At 34.6% G+C, this 1,332-nt stretch carries 2 protein-coding genes; both read left to right on the top strand.

Features of this window, described 5'->3' with window-relative positions:
• Window positions 1-70: 70 nt before the first annotated feature.
• Window positions 71-436, top strand: a complete 366-nt coding sequence (locus tag ACHRV5_RS22325; RefSeq protein ID WP_230003532.1) for a transposase — start codon at window positions 71-73, stop codon at window positions 434-436.
• A 43-nt stretch (window positions 437-479) separates the two neighbouring features.
• Window positions 480-1,332 (top strand): transposase (locus ACHRV5_RS22320; protein ID WP_395428328.1); only part of this gene is annotated, 853 nt, incomplete at its 3' end.

Genomic DNA, 1,332 nt, shown 5'->3' with positions numbered 1-1,332 from the left:
AAAGGATCAAGACATATTGTTGTGGGGAAATATTAAAAATTAGATATTTGTATTTTGAAATTATATATAAATGCAAGATTCTTTTATCGACATCCTTAAGTTGTTATTGCCTGAGATAATAGTAGACTATTTTGAACTTACTTCTTATAAAAAGGGAGATGAAATACTTCACTTGTACTTAAAAGAGATTAATTCGACACCAAAAGAATACAGAGAGTCAAAGTTAAGTTCAAAAGGATTCTTCGAAGAGATAACAGTTCAGGATTTCCCTATCCGTGGACATCAGGTATATCTTCATATAACCCGCAGAAGATGGCTAAATGAAGATAGTGGAAAGATCGTTTTCAGAGATTGGAATTTAGTAGCAGACGGAACTCGTGTGACACAGGAGTTTGCGTCTTTTTTAAAAGAGATCAATAGATTCCAGTCCAAATGATTGTAATACCATTGCTTCTTTTTATGGGGTTTCGGGTAGAAACTTGCAATGTCAATACAAAGATTTCTTAAGTGATTTCAAAGTTTGGGATCAAATATCACACGCTAAAAAGTGGCTTCTCTTCCCACAAAATATTGGAAAGCGTTTATCCATAGATGAAACCTCTCTCTCCAATGGTGAACTCTATACTATTTTAACCAACAAATCCGGTAAAGGTAGAAAAGGCACGATAATAGCAATGATTGCAGGAACTAAAGCAGAAACAGTTATTGGTGTTATTGAAAAAATCGCTCTTAAACAGCGAAATGTAGTCAAGGAAATCACTCTGGATATGGCTGGTAATATGGGATTAATTGCTAAAAGATGTTTTCCTAATGCTACTCGCGTTACAGACCGATTCCACGTTCAAAAATTAGCATCAGAGGCTTTACAGGAAATCAGGATTAAGCATCGTTGGGAAGCCATCGATCAGGAAAATGATGCTATTGAAAAAGCCAAAAAGTTAAAAGTAAATTTCGAAGCTATAATACTTTCAAATGGAGATACCCTTAAACAATTACTAGCCAGAAGCCGCTATTTCTTGTACAAAACCAAATCGAAATGGACTCAAAATCAAACAGAACGTGCTACATTACTATTTGAATTATATCCTCATATTCAAAAAGGATATAGTCTAACTCAGGAGCTTCGAAATATCTTCGAGAACACAAAAGATAAAATCATAGGCTTTGCTAAACTAGCCAAATGGCACGAAAAAGTAAATCAATCCGGGTTTAAGTCTTTTGGCACAATCTCTCGCACAATCATGAATCATTATCAAACCATATTGAACTATTTTGACAACAGAAGCACCAACGCTTCGGCAGAATCTTTCAATGCAAAAATAAAAGCGTTTA

This window comes from Flavobacterium sp. FlaQc-52 (genome assembly GCF_044007495.1).
Taxonomy (GTDB): domain Bacteria; phylum Bacteroidota; class Bacteroidia; order Flavobacteriales; family Flavobacteriaceae; genus Flavobacterium; species Flavobacterium cupriresistens.
Note: the sequence above shows the minus strand (reverse complement) of the source record. Positions and strands in the feature narration are given on the sequence as shown.

What these genes read in the sequence shown, in the direction of transcription:
- ACHRV5_RS22325 (WP_230003532.1), top strand. Translation starts at nt 71, where the DNA reads ATGCAAGATTCTTTTATCGACATCCTTAAGTTGTTATTGCCTGAGATA.